This is a genomic window from Cyanobacterium stanieri LEGE 03274, from assembly GCF_015207825.1.
In the GTDB taxonomy this organism is placed as follows: Bacteria; Cyanobacteriota; Cyanobacteriia; order Cyanobacteriales; family Cyanobacteriaceae; genus Cyanobacterium; species Cyanobacterium stanieri_B.
This window is the reverse complement of record NZ_JADEWC010000022.1, coordinates 39264-58341: the sequence shown is the minus strand read 5'-3', so window position 1 is coordinate 58341 and position 19078 is coordinate 39264. Positions and strand designations below refer to the sequence as shown.

14 protein-coding genes are annotated in these 19078 nt (G+C 38.8%); 9 read left to right on the top strand and 5 right to left on the bottom strand.

The window, feature by feature from the left end:
- The 3 genes from IQ215_RS10315 to IQ215_RS10305 form a co-directional block, all read left to right on the top strand.
- Nucleotides 1-344, top strand: a 344-nt coding sequence (locus IQ215_RS10315) for a hypothetical protein (RefSeq protein WP_431355532.1), incomplete at its 5' end; no start/stop codon positions are given.
- Nucleotides 345-379: 35 nt separating this feature from the next.
- Nucleotides 380-643, top strand: coding sequence for a hypothetical protein (locus IQ215_RS10310; RefSeq protein ID WP_193801226.1), 264 nt, complete (start codon nucleotides 380-382; stop codon nucleotides 641-643).
- Nucleotides 644-646: 3 nt separating this feature from the next.
- Nucleotides 647-1381: an ABC transporter ATP-binding protein gene (locus IQ215_RS10305; protein WP_193801225.1), complete on the top strand. Its 735-nt coding sequence runs from the start codon at nucleotides 647-649 to the stop codon at nucleotides 1379-1381.
- On the opposite strand, the gene IQ215_RS10300 is transcribed toward IQ215_RS10305, so the two are convergent.
- The 3 genes from IQ215_RS10300 to IQ215_RS10290 all read right to left on the bottom strand — a co-directional run bounded on the left by IQ215_RS10300 (nucleotide 1378) and on the right by IQ215_RS10290 (nucleotide 7520).
- Nucleotides 1378-5604: a response regulator gene (locus tag IQ215_RS10300; protein WP_193801224.1), complete on the bottom strand. Its 4227-nt coding sequence runs from the start codon at nucleotides 5602-5604 to the stop codon at nucleotides 1378-1380. The two genes, IQ215_RS10305 and IQ215_RS10300, sit on opposite strands and share 4 nt — an antisense overlap.
- A 95-nt stretch (nucleotides 5605-5699) precedes the next feature.
- Entirely contained in the window at nucleotides 5700-7145 is a 1446-nt protein-coding gene (gene cysS, locus IQ215_RS10295; protein WP_193801223.1) for a cysteine--tRNA ligase, read from the bottom strand.
- A 174-nt stretch (nucleotides 7146-7319) separates the two neighbouring features.
- Nucleotides 7320-7520, bottom strand: a complete 201-nt coding sequence (locus IQ215_RS10290; protein WP_193801222.1) for a hypothetical protein — start codon at nucleotides 7518-7520, stop codon at nucleotides 7320-7322.
- A gap of 198 nt (nucleotides 7521-7718) precedes the next feature.
- On the opposite strand from IQ215_RS10290, the gene IQ215_RS10285 reads away from it, so the two are divergent.
- From IQ215_RS10285 to IQ215_RS10270, 4 genes are all read left to right on the top strand, one after another.
- The gene (locus tag IQ215_RS10285) at nucleotides 7719-8978 is read left to right on the top strand and encodes a dihydroorotase (protein WP_193801221.1); all 1260 of its coding nucleotides are present in this window, start codon (nucleotides 7719-7721) and stop codon (nucleotides 8976-8978) included.
- 378 nt (nucleotides 8979-9356) lie between these two features.
- Nucleotides 9357-10100: a phosphoribosylaminoimidazolesuccinocarboxamide synthase gene (gene purC, locus IQ215_RS10280; protein ID WP_193801220.1), complete on the top strand. Its 744-nt coding sequence runs from the start codon at nucleotides 9357-9359 to the stop codon at nucleotides 10098-10100.
- 62 nt (nucleotides 10101-10162) lie between these two features.
- Nucleotides 10163-12562 (top strand): BamA/TamA family outer membrane protein, encoded by a 2400-nt coding sequence (locus tag IQ215_RS10275; protein ID WP_206688574.1) that lies wholly within the window; start codon nucleotides 10163-10165, stop codon nucleotides 12560-12562.
- A 192-nt stretch (nucleotides 12563-12754) separates the two neighbouring features.
- Nucleotides 12755-13474: an ABC transporter ATP-binding protein gene (locus IQ215_RS10270; RefSeq protein WP_193801218.1), complete on the top strand. Its 720-nt coding sequence runs from the start codon at nucleotides 12755-12757 to the stop codon at nucleotides 13472-13474.
- Nucleotides 13475-13487: 13 nt separating this feature from the next.
- Here IQ215_RS10270 and prmA read toward each other — a convergent pair whose 3' ends face one another.
- Both prmA and serA read right to left on the bottom strand, forming a co-directional pair.
- The gene (gene prmA, locus IQ215_RS10265; RefSeq protein WP_193801217.1) at nucleotides 13488-14369 is read right to left on the bottom strand and encodes a 50S ribosomal protein L11 methyltransferase; all 882 of its coding nucleotides are present in this window, start codon (nucleotides 14367-14369) and stop codon (nucleotides 13488-13490) included.
- A gap of 302 nt (nucleotides 14370-14671) precedes the next feature.
- On the bottom strand, nucleotides 14672-16252 hold the full coding sequence (gene serA, locus IQ215_RS10260) for a phosphoglycerate dehydrogenase (RefSeq protein WP_193801216.1): 1581 nt from the start codon (nucleotides 16250-16252) through the stop codon (nucleotides 14672-14674).
- A 325-nt stretch (nucleotides 16253-16577) separates the two neighbouring features.
- On the opposite strand from serA, the gene psbA reads away from it, so the two are divergent.
- A complete protein-coding gene (gene psbA / locus IQ215_RS10255) occupies nucleotides 16578-17645 on the top strand; it encodes a photosystem II q(b) protein (protein ID WP_193801215.1) in 1068 nt (355 codons plus the stop codon).
- A gap of 414 nt (nucleotides 17646-18059) precedes the next feature.
- Nucleotides 18060-19040, top strand: coding sequence for a hypothetical protein (locus IQ215_RS10250; protein ID WP_206688573.1), 981 nt, complete (start codon nucleotides 18060-18062; stop codon nucleotides 19038-19040).
- The last annotated feature ends 38 nt before the right edge of the window (nucleotides 19041-19078 follow it).

The following is a 19078-nucleotide window of genomic DNA, read 5'->3' as shown; positions in this document are numbered from 1 at the left end:
CCCCTCCCCCTCCTCCACCAACTTTTGCTGAAAGGATTTTAATTTCGGGAATCATGGATGTGAATGGGCAGAATGTGGCGATTATTTCGACTCCTGAAGGGGGTTCGGTGCGCTCTGTCAGGGTGGGAGAGTCGATTATGGGTACAGATGGCATGGTAATGGTTCGGGCTATTCGTATTAATCCTCCTGAAGGTCAGTCGGTACAGTTGAAAGAGGGTTTATATGTTGTGGAACGCAATTTAGGAGGTTTAGAAGGTACGGTAGTTTTTGAGGAAATGGGTAAACAGGTTGTTCGTCAAGTGGGTGAACCGGCCCCCGTAGTTGAGACGAATCCGAATACTTAGTGTTGATTTTTATTTATTGTGTGTAGGAGTAAATTATGGAAAGAGTACAAAGAAAGATAAGGTGCGATCGCCTCCCATTAGCTATATATAGGGAAGTAGCGGCCCATCTAAGACAGATAAAAGGCATTGAAGTAAGTTTATTAGAACAAACCTCCCAAGAATTTCACCATCTACAAAGTCAGGTGGGGGGGTTATTGATAGAATATGATGGGGATCTCCCTACCAAGGAAAACGAGCAACTAGAATCAATTTTAGCTTACTATGCAAGTAAGTATAATTCATGGTCAAACCTTACCTAAAGAATGGAAAACAAAGATTCTAGTTTAGATAATATTTTAATTAAGTTAGAAAATATCTATAAAATCTATGGCAGTGGTAACACAGAAGTAGTTGCCCTGTCAGGGGTTAACTTAACCATTGAGTCGGGGGAATACTGTTCTATTATGGGAACTTCAGGCTCTGGTAAATCTACCATGATGAATATCTTAGGTTGTTTAGATAGACCTACTAAGGGAGAATATTATCTTAACGGAGATAATGTGGCTTCCTTGTCATCTCGGCAACTGGCCATAATTCGTAATCAGAGCATTGGTTTTGTATTTCAACAATTTCATCTTCTCCCCCAACTCAGTGCATTGGATAACGTTATTTTACCCATGAAATATGCGGGGGTATCCCCTGAGGAGCAAAAAACTAGGGCCGTAGAAGCCTTATCAAAAGTAGGATTAGAAAATCGTCTTTATAACCGTCCTAATCAACTTTCGGGAGGACAACAACAGCGAGTGGCGATCGCCCGTGCCATAGTCAATAAACCCCTGATCCTCTTAGCCGACGAACCCACCGGAGCCCTAGACACAGAAACCACCCAAGAAGTAATGGAAATCTTTGCTCAGTTGAATAAAGAAGGAATGACCATAATTTTAGTCACCCATGAACATGAAGTAGCCGAACTTACCCATCGAATCATCCAATTTTCTGACGGTAAAATCATTCATCAGAACCATAAAACCTCCAACCTAATTCAACCAAGAGCTTAAGAATCGAGCCTTTCCAACTCCCCCTCCATCAAATCCTCCACATGGGCATACTCATCCAATATCAAAGGCAATAACTCCCCAATGGCCTCCATATTGCCATCCTGACAATGCCCCTCAACCTGCCGACACAAATCGGACAGGTAACTAGCCCCAAGGGTAATACTACTAGACTTGAGGGTATGGGAATTAATCTTAATTTGTGCCAAATCCTTTTTCTCCACCCCAACTTTAAGATCCTCTACCAACTTAGGACTATCCTCTAAATAAGAATTGATTAAGTCTTGAAAAACTTCCTCAAAATCCTCCTCCCCTATCATATCCTTTAACTCAGCAATTATATTTTGATCTAATTCAGTCATCGAACGCTTAATAACGGGTTTTTCCTTTTGGTAACTACTATTAAATATAACGGCAGAATCGGATCTTCTCACGGTTTTTAACTTTTCAATTAATGCTTCTACCCTCACAGGCTTCGACAAATAATCATCCATTCCCGCCTCCAAACATCTTTCCCTATCCCCTTCCATGGCATTAGCCGTCATGGCAATAATATGGGGCGGTTGTCCATGGAAATCATTATTAGAACTATTCCAAAGGGTACGTATTTGACGAGTAGCCGTTAAACCATCCATTTCTGGCATTTGTACATCCATCAAAATTAAATCATAAGACTGACGGCGTAAAGTATCTAAAACCTCCAACCCATTAGCAACCACATCAGCACGATAACCCAAACGCTTGAGAATATTAGTAATTACCTTTTGATTGATAATATTATCCTCGGCGATGAGAATTTTAAGGGGAGTTGTCAGGGCTAATTCTTGCCCTCCCATGGTATCAGTCAAAGAAATATTCGCTAACTGATTAGGTTTGGCTTTTAAATGGGGATTTTGAACTATTTTTGACAAAACATAATATAGTCTTGACTGCTTGATGGGCTTAATGAGGGTTGCCGCCCAATTTACCTGCCCGAGAGCTTTTTCGATTTCTGCGTGTCCAATGGAACTTAGTAAAATAAGGGGAGTATGATGATATTTTTCCATGGCACTAATGGCCTTAGCCAAGGTAACCCCATCCATTTTGGGCATTTGCATATCAAGAATAGCCAAATCAATATCTGGTTGTCCTTGAATCACTTCTAGGGTTTCTTTTCCTGAAGCGGTTACTAACACTTCTAACCCAAACTTACGACACTGGGTAAGCAACATACGACGATTAATTTCATTATCATCAACGATTAAAACTTTTTTCCCTCGTAATAAAGAATTTTGAGTTTCGATAGCGGTGGGATTATCGCTAGAAAATCTGGTTTTGATGGTGAAACAAAATTTTGAACCAAGGGTTTCACTATGGGAAGTAATCTGCCACCCAGGGGGGCAATCCCCTGCCACATGACCTTTACTTTCTACCCACATACTACCACCCATTAAGTTAACTAATTTCTGACAGATGGCTAAACCTAATCCTGTGCCACCATAGTTGCGGGTGGTGGAGGCATCTACTTGGGAAAAGGCTTTAAATAGTTTATCCATGCGGTTACTTGGGATGCCAATGCCTGTGTCTTCTACCACAAAGAGTAGGTAACCTAATTGACTATCGGAAAGGTGAGGAGAATGGATATTAACCGATAAAACCACTTCTCCTTTGGGGGTAAATTTGACGGCGTTACTGAGGAGGTTTACTAATACTTGTCTTAGGCGGGTAACGTCACCAATGATAGAAGGTGATATTTCGGGATCGAGAAAATAGACTAATTCAATATTTTTTTGGGATGCTTTGGGGGCTAATAAGTCGAGGGATTCTTCTACTACTTGATAGAGGGAGAAGGGTTGTTGTTCGAGTTCAAGTTTTCCTGATTCAATTTTGGAGAAGTCTAGTATGTCGTTTATGATGCTTAGAAGGCTATCACTACTGGTGCGGATGATTTCGGTAAATTCTTGTTGTTCGGGGGTTAATTCGGTGTCGAGTAGTAATCCTGTCATACCGATAACGGCATTCATGGGGGTACGGATTTCATGGCTCATGGTGGCTAAAAATTGACTTTTGGCAAGGTTAGCGGCTTCGGCTTGTTCTTTGGCAATTCTCAATTCTTGCTCTACTTTTACTTTATCGGTAATGTCGGTGATTGTACCCACGAGACGATAAGGTTTACCTTCGCTGTCAAAGTCTCTTTTTCCTTTGGCTTGTACCCAAACGTAATTGCCGTCACGGTGTTGGAGACGGTGAATATTTTGATATAGTTCTTTTTTGTTGTTGAGGTATAAATAAATTTCTTGGAGGTTATTTTCTTTGTCTTCGCTATAAATACGCTCAAACCATGTGTCTAGGGTGGGGGGTAAGGGATTTTGTTCGTAGCCAATGATACGCATCCATGCGGGGGAGTAATATACTTCGTTGGTGTTTAGGTTCCAATCCCAGATGCCGTCGTTGGTGCCTGATACGGCTAGTTCGTAGCGTTCGTCTTTTTCTCTGAGTCTTTGTTCTATTTGTTGTTTTTTTTCTATCTGGAGTTCTAGTTTTTGGGTGTTTAGTTGTAGTTCTTGGGTGCGCTCTGCTATCCTGATGGCTAAATTTTCTTTTGATTCTCTTAGTTGAGTAAATTTTTCCCTGAGAACCATTACCATGGATTGATAGTTGTTACTGAGGATTTCTATTTCTTCGATGGTGGTTTGTTGCCATTCTATGGCTTGGTCTGAGGTTATTTTTTCTGGTAAGTCGGTGGTTATGGTGGTAAGGGTTTTGATGGGTTGTACGATGTTTTGACTAATTTTATAGGCAACGAAGAAGGTGATTAGGACGATAATCATCATGATCGCTAAGAGTCTTACATAATATCTTTGTAAGTTATCGACGTAGGGTTGGGTAGCTACACTGGTTATTATTCTTAGGGGTATGGTTTCGGGAAGGGGAATTTGTTGGAAGTAGCTTGATTGTCGCCATCTTGACATAATTGGCGTGCCTGGCATTATGGGCAGGGAATGATATATATTTTCGTCGGGATATGGGCTTGGGTAACTGGGCGATCGCACAGGAGTTTGCTCCACCCCACGCACTTCATAATCGTTATTGGTTTGTAGGGTAAAAAAACGATTTTCTATATGATGGGAACTAGAACTTAATATTATTTTGTTATCAGAGCCAAGGAGAAATATATCTGTTTGAAAAATTTGGGCGTTATCGTTGATAAAGGTTTCTAAGGTTTGGACATTTATTGCTCCATAAACTAACCCTGACCATTGATTATTTTTAATAATGGAACTGACAAAACCAATGTGTAAAGTTTTATTGGCAATGTCGCTATGTAGTTCGGTAATTAGATTTTCTTGATTAAATTCTGAAACAATAAATTGTTCTGTGTTGCTAATATCTAATCCTAATAATTCTTCTATTTTTTCTTCTTGATTGGTTACTACATTGGTTATTATTCCTTGTGGATTGGTAATATAAATCTTGTCAAAATAAGGTAAGATTTCCAATATTTTTGATAAATTTGTTTCTACGAGATTATTCGATTCTTGTTGGGCTAAAAGAGCGATCGCCCTTTTATTATCTTCTTGCCATAAAACAATTTTATTAGTTAAACTTTCGGACACTTGATTTAAGCGAGAAACGATCTGACTTTCTATTTCTTGTAATTGATGATTACTGGCGATAATGCTAAACAACAATAAAGGTATAAAAGTACAGATAATTAATATATTAAAAAGGGTTTGCTCGAAGGGTAAGATTAATTTTTTAGGAGAAATTTTTAACCATTTATCAATAGGTAAATAATAGATAAAAACACTAGCTATTATTGCATTTAATATCCCATTTATAGCTTGTTTTAGAATTATCAATAAGACCCCTAAAAAAGATACTTTAAGAATGTAAAAATAAAATACAAAAATTAAGGGAACAGCTACAACAATCCAAAAATAAGCACTTAATAAAACTAGACTTTTTGACTTTCTTTGCCACCAAAAATTAACAAAAAATGCTTCCAAACTATAAATAATTACTGAATAAATATGTCCCCATAAAAAATAGGTATGTATGGCCGCAATAAAACCACTAATCCCCCCCCAAAACTTGCCATAATAATAGGATATTAACCAAACAAAAATACTACCAAAAATAAAGTCAACACCAAAAAATAATCTCAAATTAAAGTAGTTACCCAAATAGGCCAAAATTATTAGGGCAAATAAACCAACATTAATTTGTTTAACTTTATTCTTCATAGTAAAAAATAAACGGAAAAATATCGAACAAGCAATACCTTAAAAATAAAATTACCTAACCATACTTGTCTCGATTCCAACGGCAGAAAATTATGTTAACGATGCCATTTTGTCACACCTCCAGGACTATCAATGAGGGTAACACCTTGCTCTTTTAATATATCCCGAATGCGATCGCCCTGTGCATAATTTTTATTTTGACGGGCAACAATCCTTTCTTGAACAAGGGCTTCAACTTCCTCATCACTCATTTGATTTGAAATAGACTCAGACTCATCATAATTATCCTCTAAGCCTAACACACGAGCCAAACTCGTTAAGGTGTACCACTTATCCCCCAACTCTTGGGATGATATGGTAGTTTTGCCCTCATGAATCAAAATATTTGCTTCTTTTCGTAACTCCTTAGCCAAATCAAATAAAATGGCAATACCCGCAGCAAAGTTAAAATCTCGGTCAACCTCTTGACAAAAACGCTCCTGAACAGATTTAATGATGCTATGCTGGGTCTTTGGTGTCCAATTTAAGGCTTCACCATGTTTTAAACCAAACTGTAAACCTTCAGCGAAGGTATGCCAACCATTGGTAGCTGACTCCATGGCATCCTTGGTAAAATCTATGGGCTTACGATAATTAGCCTGTAAAACAAACAACCTTACCGCCATCGGCTCGTATTGCTCTAACAATTCTCGGATAGTGATAAAATTACCCAAAGATTTAGACATCTTTTCCCCTTCAACCTTTACCATACCATTGTGCATCCAATAGTTAGCCAAGGATTTACCCGTCACCGCCTCCGATTGGGCGATTTCGTTTTCGTGGTGAGGAAAAATTAAATCATTACCCCCTGCATGAATATCAATGGTTTCCCCCAACATTTCTCGCACCATGGCCGAGCATTCAATGTGCCATCCGGGGCGCCCTTTACCCCAAGGGGAATCAAAACTAGGCTCACCGGGTTTAGCGGATTTCCAAAGGGCAAAATCGAAGGAGTTTTCTTTTTCTACCCCCGATTGATTAACTCTACCCCCTGCCCCCGCTTGTAAGTCTTCTAATTTACGTCCTGATAATTTACCGTAGGGGCTAAACTTGTTAACAGAATAATAAACATCGCCGCCCTTTTCATAGGCATAGCCTTTTTGTTCTAATTCCCAGACTAATTTTTTGATACCATCAAGGGCATGGGTGGCTCGAGGATAGGCATCAGCAGGGGTAACATTGAGTTTTTCCATATCCTCGAAATAGGCTTTAATAAAACGCTCTGAAACTTCTTCCATGGAGCTATTTTCTTGCCTAGCACGGTTTAAAATTTTATCATCGATGTCTGTGAAGTTTTGGATATAAGTAACTTTATAGCCGCGCCATTGTAGATATTTTCTCACTACATCCCAAACAATACAAGTACGGGCATGACCTAAATGACAGTAATCATATACAGTAATACCGCAACAATACATTTTTACTTCGTTTTCGGTGACGGTATTAAATTCTTCTTCTCGATTGGAAAGACTGTTGTATAAGGTGATTTTACTGTTAATCATTTTCCCGTTATTTTTTAAAGGCAATACTTACTATTTTACAGTAGTTTAACAACGGCTATGGATTACCATTTTCACAAAAAAACAGAGACGCAGAATAGCACGTCTCTAGGGTAAATTAGTCATCATGAATGGGAATTTGACAGTAATAAAAAATAATCAATCAATATATATTTTCTAGCTTAAGGAAGCACCGCTGCGATCGTAACTGACACGAAAGCTAGAATTGGGTTTACCCTGAGTACCTCCAGAATATTCCCCCGGATTAATATCCATGCCGATTTCCGATGCGACTCTACCTAACATGGATTGCTGACGATTTTTGATGGCGTGGTGGTGACGCATCATGAGACGACGGGCTTGGCTTTCAGTGTTCATAATTCTTTCTCCTAGTCAATTAATTTAAAAGTTTTTCTTAATTGATCCTATTTAAACATTATTTCTGTATAAAATGCTACATTTTAACTAAAAAGTTACAAAAATTAATCTTGGATAGAAGGAGATTTGAGCGTAAAATGGTAAGTCGGACAAGGAAGAGAAAAAAGATTTTCTGCTCCCTCATAAGTAAAAGTGTTAATGACGGTGAAACCTAATTCTCAAATTTATCGACAGGTGAGAATCTTAAATCCTGTGTGTGCAGTGGATGATATTACTGATGTATTGGTGATAGATGGGCAGATTGATAAAATTGGACAAAATCTGAGCTATGATCATCTTGCGACGGAAGTGGTTGAGGGAGATAATTTGATTGTTGCCCCGGCACTGGTGGATATATATAGCAGTAGTGGTGAGCCTGGATATGAGGATAGGGAAACCCTTATGAGTCTGAGTGAAGCCATGAGGGCAGGGGGTTTTAGTCGAGGGGCAATTTTGCCTAATACTAATCCTGTGATTGATAATCCTGCTATTTGTGCTTTGATTGAGAGTCGGGGGAGGGATTTACCTGCTCATTTTTATTTATGGGGTGCTTTAACGAATGGTTTGAAGGGGGATGTCATGGCGGAATTGGCTTCTTTGGCTGATGCGGGGGTGGTGGGTTTTACGGATAATCAACCCTGTGACAATCTTTTGTTGTTGCGACGGATGTTGGAGTATGCTCACCCTTTTGATTTGCCCGTGGCTCTTTCCCCTAGTAATATGCAGTTGCGAGGGGCTGGGGTGGTGAGGGAAAATAGTACTTCTGTGCGTCTTGGTTTGGTGGGTTGTCCTGCTATTAGTGAAACCGTTGCGATCGCCTCTATCATTGAATTAGTAGCCCTGACTAGAACCAAGGTTCATTTAATGAGGGTTTCCACCGAAAGGGGGGTAAAATTAATCGCCCAAGCCAAGGAGGAAGGTTTACCCATCACCGCCAGTGTTAATTGGCATCATCTTTTACTTAATAGCGAGGCGGTAGAGAGTTACGACCCCAATTTGAAGTTAAACCCCCCGTTAGGGGCAGAAAATGACCGTCTAGCCCTCGTTGAGGGCATAAAAAATGGGGTTATCGATGCCATCGCCGTTGACCATACCCCCTACACCTATGAAGAAAATACCGTTGCTTTTTCAGAATCACCCCCTGGGGCGATCGGTTATGAGTTAATCTTGCCTTTGTTGTGGGATAATTTGGTAAATACCCGAACTTTGAGCGCCCTTAAACTCTGGGAAGCACTCAGCGTGAATCCTTTACGGTGTTTTAATCAAAAGCCCATTAGTTTACAAGCAGGAGAAAAAGCAGAGTTAATCTTATTTGCACCCCAACAATCTTGGCAAGTTACCCCCCAAAGTTTAAAATCCTTATCTAGTAATACCTATTGGTTAAATCAAGAAATTAGGGGGAAAATCTTAAGCAATTGACAATGGACAATGGACAATGGACAATTTAACCTCATTGGGCTTTATCTAATCTGGTAATTATTTACCAGCCACTATATTGGTTATGAAACAAACAGGACTAAGAATATACTAAATATATTGAATTTGACTGAATCTTTTAAGATAAAAGTCCCCAGAACCCTTGAAGTGGTGATTCAAAGTAGGAAAAACCGCTTAAACCTTTGCTACTAAAAGAATACAGAGTTTTGCGATTTTCAGAATTAATAAGAAGTAGTTAAAAATGTTTATATTATCAATTTATAACTATAAAACATCGAAAACTGTTCCCAGTTCCCCGTTCCCCGTTCCCCACCTTAACCAAAAAATTTTATTAACATTATAAATTATCAAATAAACATCATGACAACCAAAGAAAAACTGTACGAAGGCAAAGCAAAAATTATATATCCTACCGATGATGAACGGGTTTACCTAACCTATTATAAAGATTCGGCTACTGCCTTTAATGCCCAAAAAAAAGGTACGATTACCGATAAAGGAAAGGTTAACTGTGCGATCGCCTCTGCCTTGTTAACCTACCTCGAAAAAAAAGGCATCCCTACCCACTTCATCGAAAAAGTATCCGAGCGGGAAATGCTAGTTAAAGCAGTGAAAATAATTCCCCTCGAAGTAGTAATAAGAAACATCGCCGCCGGGAGTTTATGTAGAGAAACAGGATTACCCGAAGGACAAATATTACCCCAACCCCTAGTAGAATTTTACCTCAAAGACGATGCCCTACAAGATCCTTTACTAACCCCCGATAGATTAGCACTATTAAATATTGCCACCAACGAGCAAATTAAACAACTACAAACCCTTGCCAAAACCATTAATCAACACCTCATCGAATTTTTTAAGAGTTGTCAAATTACCCTCGTTGATTTTAAACTCGAATTTGGCTTAGATCATCAAAATAATATTTTACTCGCCGATGAAATAAGCCCTGATACCTGTCGCTTATGGGATACTCAGGAACAAGATAAAGAAAAAAGAGTCATGGATAAAGATCGATTTAGGAAAGACTTAGGAGAGGTGGAATCAGCCTATCAAAAAGTATTAACTAGAGTCCTAAATCAAATTGAAAAACTCGAAAATAGCTAGTATATTAAAGAGAATTATTTTTATTATAAAAAAACTGGTGTGTGGCTGTGAGCAACAATCAAATGAGCAAAAAAAAATTAAATTATAACTCTGTGGTGCAAAAAAAGAACATCGTCCCAAAGGCAGATAACATGACCCTACTTTTTAAAGTTACTAATAACAATGGTCATGGTGTATCTATCCATAAAACATCCATGGCAAACCTAGTAACAAAATTTCCCATTCTCTCTGCCCTTCTCTTTTTAACTACTTTTATGGTAAGTCAACCCTTATCAGCCAATGCAGAAGTAGAAAAAGAAGACAATTCTTCCCCAACAACCAATTTACAATTTAATCTTAGCTCCGTTGCCCACCAGCCCCCTAACTTTCTCCCTCAAAATGTAGAAATAAACCAAGCCCCAACACCAGAAGATTTTGTTACAGAAAGTAACCAGCCATTAGAAACTTTTACCGAAGGTATAAATAAGCCACAAGAAATATCCCCTAACTTAGAAATAGCACTTAAAGACAAGAGTAACCAAGAAATATCCCCTAACTTAGAAATAGCAGTTGAAGACAAAAGTAATCAAGAAATCATCTCCCCTAACTTAGAAATCAATATTGACTCTCAATCTTCTTCCCCCCAACAAATCCTTTTAGCCCAAAATAATCCATCATCAAGCCAAGAAGAAGCAAGGGTATTAGTGGCAGAAGTTGTCGTAGAAGGAGTAGAGGGAGAATTAGAAGACTTAGTCTATAACGTCATTAGAACCGCCCCGGGGCGTACCACCAGCAGAAGCCAACTACAAGAAGATATTAACGCTATTTTTGCTACGGGCTTTTTTAGTGATGCCAATGTCGTGCCTAGTGATACTCCTTTGGGGGTGAGAATTACTTATACTGTAGCTCCCAACCCTGTATTACAAAGAGTGCAATTACAAACGGTTTCAGGCACAAGCCCCGAAGCCCAAGTACCCCCAGAAGTAGTAGATGAACTATTTGGGGAGCAATATGGTTCAATCATTAATCTAAGGGATTTACAAGAAGGTATTTCTGGGATTAATACTTGGTATAGTGACAATGGCTTTGATTTAGCTCAGGTGGTTAGCTCTCCTCAAGTGTCACCCGATGGGGTTGTGACTTTGATAATTGCGGAAGGGGAAATTGAGGACATCCAAGTTAAATATTTTAATGAGGATAACGAGGAGGTTGACGGTAAAACTAGGGAATTTATTATTACTAGGGAAGTAGAGCTAAAACCGGGAGATATTTTTAATCGTAATACGGCACAAAGGGATTTACAAAGGGTATTTGGTTTAGGTATTTTCCAAGATGTTCGTCTTTCTTTTAGTGAGGCTGAAGATCCTTCCAAGGTGGTTATGAATATTGAGGTAGTACAAGGTAATACAGGATCGATCGCCGCCGGGGCCGGTATTAGTTCTAATAGTGGCTTTTTTGGAACGTTGAGTTATCAGGAACAAAACCTTGGGGGTAATAATCAAAATCTGGGAGCAGAATTTCAGTTAGGGGAAAGGGAATTATTATTTGATTTAAGTTTAAGAGATCCTTGGATTGCGACAACTCCCGATCGCACCTCATACATTGCTAATATTTTCCGTCGTCGTTCTATTTCCCTTGTGTTTGATGGTACGGATACCGAGAGTATTAGAACGGAAGTGGGAGACACCCGCCCTAGGGTAGTGCGTACGGGTACGGGAATCACTTTTTCTCGCCCCCTTGCCGAAGATCCTTTCACCCGTCCAGAATGGACACTGAGCGCAGGTTTACAATATCAAAGGGTGGAAATTAAAAACACCGATGGAGATTTAAGCCCTCGATCTTCCGCTGAATTTGGTAATGAGTTATTATCCATTAGTGAATCTGGGCAGGATGATCTTTTCTTGGTTCGTTTTAACGCCGCGCGCGATCGCCGTAACAACCGCTTACAACCCACTGAGGGCAGTTTCTTCCTTGTGGGTATGGAGCAAACTGTTCCCCTTGGTTCTGGTAATATTCTATTTAATCGCATTCGTGCTAACTATAGTCACTATATCCCTGTTAATTTCCTTGATTTTGATTTTGCAGAAGGTCCCCAAGCCCTTGCTTTTAATGTTCAAGCAGGTACTGTCCTTGGAGATTTACCACCCTATGAAGCCTTCGTTTTAGGGGGTAGTAACTCCGTTAGGGGCTATGGGGAAGGGGATTTAGGTAATGGACGTACTTTTATTCAAGCTAGTGCGGAATATCGTTTCCCCATTTTTTCCATTGTGGGGGGTGCTTTATTCCTCGATTTTGGTAGCGATCTTGGTTCTGGTTCATCGGTGCCTGGGCAACCTGCGGAGGTGAGAGGTTTAAATGGTACTGGTTATGGTTATGGTTTGGGGGTTAGAATTCAATCTCCCGTAGGCCCTATCCGTATTGATTATGGTGTTAATGATGAGGGCGATAACCGTATTCACTTCGGTATCGGTGAGCGATTCTAAGCAATGGACAATGAAACTAGATTGATTTTGTCTTGCTAATTTGGGGGGAAACTGAATAGATTATAGGTAGAAACATAGAAACCTTAACAATAGTATAAGGTATGGACACAAAAACCATTCCCTATTGCCTATTCCCCGTTCCCTATCCTAACCAAATCTTTTTTTGTTAACCCCTATTTCTATTTATAATTCATGACTAATTTACTAGAAGTAAAAGATGTTTATGCAGGATATATTAAGGACTTGAATATATTACAGGGCATTAATTTTCGCATTGAACCGGGGGAGTTAATCACTGTAATTGGGCCTAATGGCGCGGGAAAGTCCACCCTTGCAAAAACGATTTTTGGGTTATTGACTCCTAATCAGGGGAAAATTATTTTTAAGGATCGTAATATTGCTGGGTTAAAGTCCAATGAGATTGTTAAGTTGGGGATGTGTTATGTTCCCCAGATTTCTAATGTTTTTGCTACTTTGACGGTGGAGGAAAATTTGGAAATGGGGGCTTATACTCTTTCTGGTTCTTGTAAAAAGCAAAAGGAGATGGTTTACACCATGTTTCCGAAGTTAAAGCAACGTTTGAGGCAAAAGGCAGGAACTTTGTCGGGGGGAGAAAGGCAAATGTTGGCCATGGGTAAGGCTTTGATGTTAGATCCTGATTTGCTGTTGTTGGATGAACCTTCGGCGGCGCTTTCGCCTATTTTGGTTAATGATGTTTTTGAACAAATTAAGGCGATTAATGCTACGGGAAAGGCAATCGTTTTGGTGGAACAAAATGCCAAAAAAGCCCTTATGATGGCCGATAGGGGCTACGTTTTAGAAAGTGGCAAAGATGCGATCGAGGGTAAGGGTTCTGATTTATTAGATAATCCTTTGGTGGGTGAGTTATATCTTGGGACTCGTCATGATTGAGTCTTCCAACAGATTAATCCGAGGATTTTTTAGCTTCAATGGAACACCAGTTTTCTTTGGAATTATAACCCGTGATCTGCCAATTATTATCCTTGAGAATTTGTTTTATATCATCGGCTTGAGTGACTAAGATACCGCTTAAAACTACCCATCCTTGGGGTTTAATAATATCTCCCATATCAGGGATCATGGTTTTAATAATTTCGGCGAGAATATTACACACCATGCCATCAAATTTTTGATTAGTTACTTTTTTGATTTTATCTATACTACCTTGATAAACTTCGATATTATCAATATTGTTAAACTGCATATTTTCTTCGGTAGCCCTCACCGCAAGGGAATCAATATCACTAGCAATTATCTTTTCTACCCCCAATAAACGAGCGGTTAAGGATAAAATTCCTGTACCACAACCAATATCGGCCATGGTTAAGGGTTTATTTTTATGCTCTAATTGTCTTTCTAAGGCTTCCATACATAGTTGAGTGGTGGGGTGAACCCCTGTGCCAAAAGCAGATCCTGGATCTAAGCGGATTACGTGGCGATCGCACTCAGGGGGTACATCAATCCAAGCGGGATAGACAACCATTTTCTGACCAATTTCCATGGGTTGCCAATGATCTTTCCAACTACTACTCCAATCTTGATCATCCATGGATTCATAGGAAAAATCAAATTCTTGACCATCAAAATCATCCCTAATGGTATTACTTAAAATATCTAACTGAGCTTCGGTAACATCAATTTTAGGTACATATCCTTTAACATACCAGATACCATCTTCCTGAATCAGAGCCGAACCTTTACAACCAAACTCCTGTAGATGCCAAAAGATAGTATCCTCTAAATCAGGCACATTTTTTATTTTAATTTCCCACCAAGAAGAATTCATATATTAGTTATTAGATATAGTTAATCAAAATTGGAATGAAAGGCTATCGAATACCACAATATTTATATGATGAGGCTTTCAGAAAAGCAAAGTGTCTTAAACACAATTGAAGTAACTATAAGAGGAACTGAAAAGCTGTTTTCATATCAAGTCCGCTTGATCACTTACAAATTAGCAATATCAATATTTTAGTTCAATTTATTCAACGAACTACCGTTAGCCGTATAATTCATTACACGATGTGGCTACTGTGTTTTTTTACAAGGGGCTTTAACCCCCTTGCGTTGAATAATGACAATGACTTATAAACTTACGGTATAAGCATCGGTAACACCGCCTACCTTGAGGATTTCAGGTAAAACGCCCTCAGGTAAAGGATCATCGATACTGAGTACCATGACAGCGTCCCCACGGACGATTTTACGCCCTACTTGCATACTGGCAATGTTAACGTTAAAGTTACCCAACAAAGAACCGATTTTACCAATAATACCTGGTACATCACGGTGGAGGGTAAATAACATATAAGTATTGGGGGGAACGTTGACTGGGAATCCGTTGATGCTGGTGATACGGATTTCGCCATCGTTTAATAAAGCACCAGTTACAGCGTGAGTGCCTTTAGTGCCAACGGCTTCGAGGTAAATGGAGTTACTGTAATCTTTGATGGTGGCGTCTCTGGTTTCTACTAGGTGGATGCCTCTTTCTTTGGCTTCGATGGCGGCGTTAACATAGTTAACTCTTTCCCGGAGGGCTTTGGATAGTAAACCTTTGAGGGAGGCAGTAACAAGGGGTTGACTACTATTATCTGCTAAGTCTCCTTGTAGTTTAACATTTAAGCTCTCCACACGATCGCCCGCTAATTGTCCTACCAAATTACCGAGGGTTTCAGCTAAACGCATATAAGGACGTAATTTTTCCATGACATCGGGGCTTAATCCTGGGATATTCACCGCACTACGGGCAGGAAGTCCGAGTAATACATCCCTAATCTGCTCGGCTACGTCAATGGCAACGTTTACTTGAGCTTCGGCGGTGGATGCACCAAGGTGAGGGGTTAAAATAATATTATTACCCAATTCCCTTAATTTAGATTCCCCTAAAGGCTCAGAGGCAAACACATCAAGGGCTGCACCGCCTATTTTACCTTCCTTAAGAGTTTCATAAAGGGCATCTTCATCGATGATACCACCCCTAGCACAGTTAATAATTCTGGCGTGGGGCTTCATTTTGGCAAGGGATTGGGCGTTAATTAAGTTAGCGGTTTCTTTGGTTTTAGGAATATGGAGGGTAATATAATCAGATTCACTGAAAAGAATGTCTAAATCTACGAGGGTACAACCCAATTGATTGGCTCTTTCTTGGGAAATGAAAGGATCATAGGCTAAAATTTTCATACCCATGGCTTTACCAACCTTTGCCACATGGGAGCCGATTTTACCTAAACCTACTACCCCGAGGGTTTTTTTGTAAACCTCAGAACCGATATAACTTTTACGATCCCATTTTCCTTCTTTTACTGACTGATTGGCATCGGGAATGTGACGGGAAAGAGACAACATCATGGCCAAAGCGTGTTCAGCCGCTGCGATGGTATTTCCTTCGGGGGAGTTTACCACCACAATCCCTTTACGGGTAGCCGATGGCACATGGACGTTATCAACTCCAACCCCTGCTCTACCAATAATTTTCAGGTTATCGGCCGCTTGGATTACTTTTTCTGTAACCTTTGTGCCTGAGCGAATCATTAAGGCATCATATTCGGGAATGATGGCGGTTAATTCGTCTTCGGATAATCCTGTTTTGATGTCAACTTGGGCTACTTGGGTGAGAATTTTAATACCTGCCTCATCGACAGAGTCTGATACTAGAACTTTTGCCATACTAAATATATAAATAATCTTAATTGTACTAAGGGCGATCGCCCCTGGATCAGCTTTTATAGATCATTCACTGATCGCCTTTGTAATATTATCATTATTCTCTATCCTTATCTGTTTAAAAAATTTACCCCCTCAACCTCTAATCTATCGAATTCCACGGTATTAAAAAAATCTTCTCCATTTCAGATTAAGGGCGATCGCCTTTTCTCCCATATCATAAGTAAAAATTATCCTAATCATACTTGACAATTATATCGCTATAAAGTAATATAAGAATATAGCAATATATAGGCTATACAAAAAATACACCACAAATAAAGAAATCATGACAACAATACTACAGCAAGGAAAAATTTCGAGCTGGGAACATTTCTGTCAATGGATTACCTCTACAAAAAACCGCTTATATATAGGCTGGTTTGGAGTATTAATGATCCCCACATTGTTAACAGCAACCACCTGTTTTATCATTGCCTTCATCGCCGCTCCCCCCGTGGATATTGATGGAATTCGAGAACCTGTATCGGGTGCATTACTTTATGGTAATAATATAATTACTGCCGCCGTAGTACCTAGTTCCAATGCCATCGGCCTACACTTTTACCCCATTTGGGAAGCCGCCACCCTCGACGAATGGTTATATAACGGAGGCCCTTACCAGTTAATTATTTTCCATTTCCTCATTGGTATCTTTTGCTATATGGGCAGACAGTGGGAATTATCTTACCGCCTTGGTATGCGTCCTTGGATTTGCGTTGCCTACAGCGCCCCTGTATCCGCAGCCACCGCCGTTTTATTAATTTACTCCATTGGGCAGGGTTCTTTTTCCGATGGTTTACCCTTAGGTATTAGTGGTACTTTTAACTTTATGTTTGTTCTTCAAGCCGAACATAATGTATTAATGCACCCCTTCCATATGATAGGTGTCGCGGGAGTATTCGGAGGGGCTTTATTCTCCGCCATGCACGGCTCTTTGGTAACATCTTCTTTAATTCGGGAAACCACTGAAACTGAATCTCAAAGTTTAGGTTATAAATTTGGACAAGAAGAAGAAACCTACAATATCGTAGCTGCCCATGGTTATTTTGGTCGCCTCATATTCCAATATGCTTCCTTCAATAACAGCCGTGCTTTACACTTCTTCTTAGGTGCTTGGCCTGTGGTGGGCATTTGGTTTGCCGCCCTTGCGGTATCTTGTTTCGCCTTTAATCTTAATGGTTTTAACTTTAACCACTCTATCCTTAACAGTGAGGGAAAAGCCATCAACACTTGGGCTGATGTGATTAACCGTGCCAACATTGGTATTGAAGTAATGCACGAACGCAATGTTCATAACTTCCCCCTAGATTTAGCTAGTGCCGAGCCTGTTTCTGCTCCAATTATTAATGGTTAATTTGCTTATAATCTAACTAAATAAAATATTATACTTCTCTATTTTAGGGGAGTATTTTATTATTTATAGGAAGGATTACTGAGGATGCAATATTTAATATTTTCTTGGTATTATTCACTACTTAAAGCCTTTTTGTCTTGAGCATAATCTATTTTAGAAAATTTTTATAATGTGTATTTTCATCATTACACTTGATTAATAAGTAAATTCTTTTGAGTTTCATAATAATTAGTTGTGGTTAATAAAATATTCAAAAAAAATAGATTTTTATCACAATAAAATCAGGAATAAACACTAAAATTAGATATTTTTGTACTAGATTGTTAAGGATAAAAAAAGATGTATAATGTAATGCCCAGCCATCAGATGTATTAGGGGCGTACTATTAATGCAAATTAACTAATCAATCCACCAATGAATCAGATCACTGACCAAAAGTCTATTTTAAAAAGATCTGCTACGCAGTATAAAAATCCAAGATATGAGCAATATTTATTAGGGAAAAAAAATAACTTACACTATGTACAACCATCGGCGATCGCCCTTCTTTATAGTTGTGGAGAAGAAAATATTAATGAATTATTTTGGGAAAATATATCAGAACCATACCGCTCAATTTTAGAAGACTGCTATCTAGTGGCAGAAGATAGAAAATATACAAAATTAAATCAAATTACTAATAATATTAAATATGACAAACTAAATTATATAAAATTAGGTGTGCAACTTCACCAAGTGAAGTATTATCAACTATATAAAGAATCCTACAATTCCTTTAAAGACTATTGTGAGCAAGAAATACATTATCCCGTATGGAGAGCAAACAAAATTATTAAAGCCTCAAGAGTTGCTATTCAACTAATTAAATATGGATTCAGAATTATTCCTCAAAATGAAGCTCAAGCCCGTCCTTTAGTCACACTAACGGAGGATGAATTATACGAAAAATGGCAAGAAGTCTTGGATACTTATCCTTTTCATAGTATCACGGCTAAAAAAATCAAAAAAATGATTTATGGAGAAAAATATGCAGAAAAAGGAACATTAAAATTACCCTTAAAAGTATTAGAAGAAATTGAAATTAAAGCCATAGAAAATGGTGTTTCTGTAGAAAAATTATTAATTCAAGTTTTTCGAGGCGAAGTAACTATTAATAAAGATGGGGGTATGAATAATAAAGATCAAGAAGAAGAAAATATAGAAAAAATTAACCCTCAAGTGATGGAAAAATGGCAAGAAGATTTAAAAACAATATCTTTAAATGAAGATAATGAAATCGATAATTTTGCAGATAGTTTAGCCGAGGAAATTAGTAATACCGTTAGCGACTTTAAATCTATTATTAAAAAGTGCTTCTTTAAAACTTTTTTACAACCCCTCTTAGGGGAAAATTAGTCAAAAAAATTCCCCCTTACTGCTCAAAAGTATAGGGG

Bases quoted from the DNA above. Each gene is read 5' to 3' on its own strand.
- IQ215_RS10310 (WP_193801226.1), top strand. From the start codon at position 380: ATGGAAAGAGTACAAAGAAAGATAAGGTGCGATCGCCTCCCATTAGCT.
- IQ215_RS10305 (WP_193801225.1), top strand. From the start codon at position 647: ATGGAAAACAAAGATTCTAGTTTAGATAATATTTTAATTAAGTTAGAA.
- IQ215_RS10300 (WP_193801224.1), bottom strand. From the start codon at position 5,604: ATGAAGAATAAAGTTAAACAAATTAATGTTGGTTTATTTGCCCTAATA.
- cysS (WP_193801223.1), bottom strand. From the start codon at position 7,145: ATGATTAACAGTAAAATCACCTTATACAACAGTCTTTCCAATCGAGAA.
- IQ215_RS10290 (WP_193801222.1), bottom strand. From the start codon at position 7,520: ATGAACACTGAAAGCCAAGCCCGTCGTCTCATGATGCGTCACCACCAC.
- IQ215_RS10285 (WP_193801221.1), top strand. From the start codon at position 7,719: ATGACGGTGAAACCTAATTCTCAAATTTATCGACAGGTGAGAATCTTA.
- purC (WP_193801220.1), top strand. From the start codon at position 9,357: ATGACAACCAAAGAAAAACTGTACGAAGGCAAAGCAAAAATTATATAT.
- IQ215_RS10275 (WP_206688574.1), top strand. From the start codon at position 10,163: ATGAGCAAAAAAAAATTAAATTATAACTCTGTGGTGCAAAAAAAGAAC.
- IQ215_RS10270 (WP_193801218.1), top strand. From the start codon at position 12,755: ATGACTAATTTACTAGAAGTAAAAGATGTTTATGCAGGATATATTAAG.
- prmA (WP_193801217.1), bottom strand. From the start codon at position 14,369: ATGAATTCTTCTTGGTGGGAAATTAAAATAAAAAATGTGCCTGATTTA.
- serA (WP_193801216.1), bottom strand. From the start codon at position 16,252: ATGGCAAAAGTTCTAGTATCAGACTCTGTCGATGAGGCAGGTATTAAA.
- psbA (WP_193801215.1), top strand. From the start codon at position 16,578: ATGACAACAATACTACAGCAAGGAAAAATTTCGAGCTGGGAACATTTC.
- IQ215_RS10250 (WP_206688573.1), top strand. From the start codon at position 18,060: ATGAATCAGATCACTGACCAAAAGTCTATTTTAAAAAGATCTGCTACG.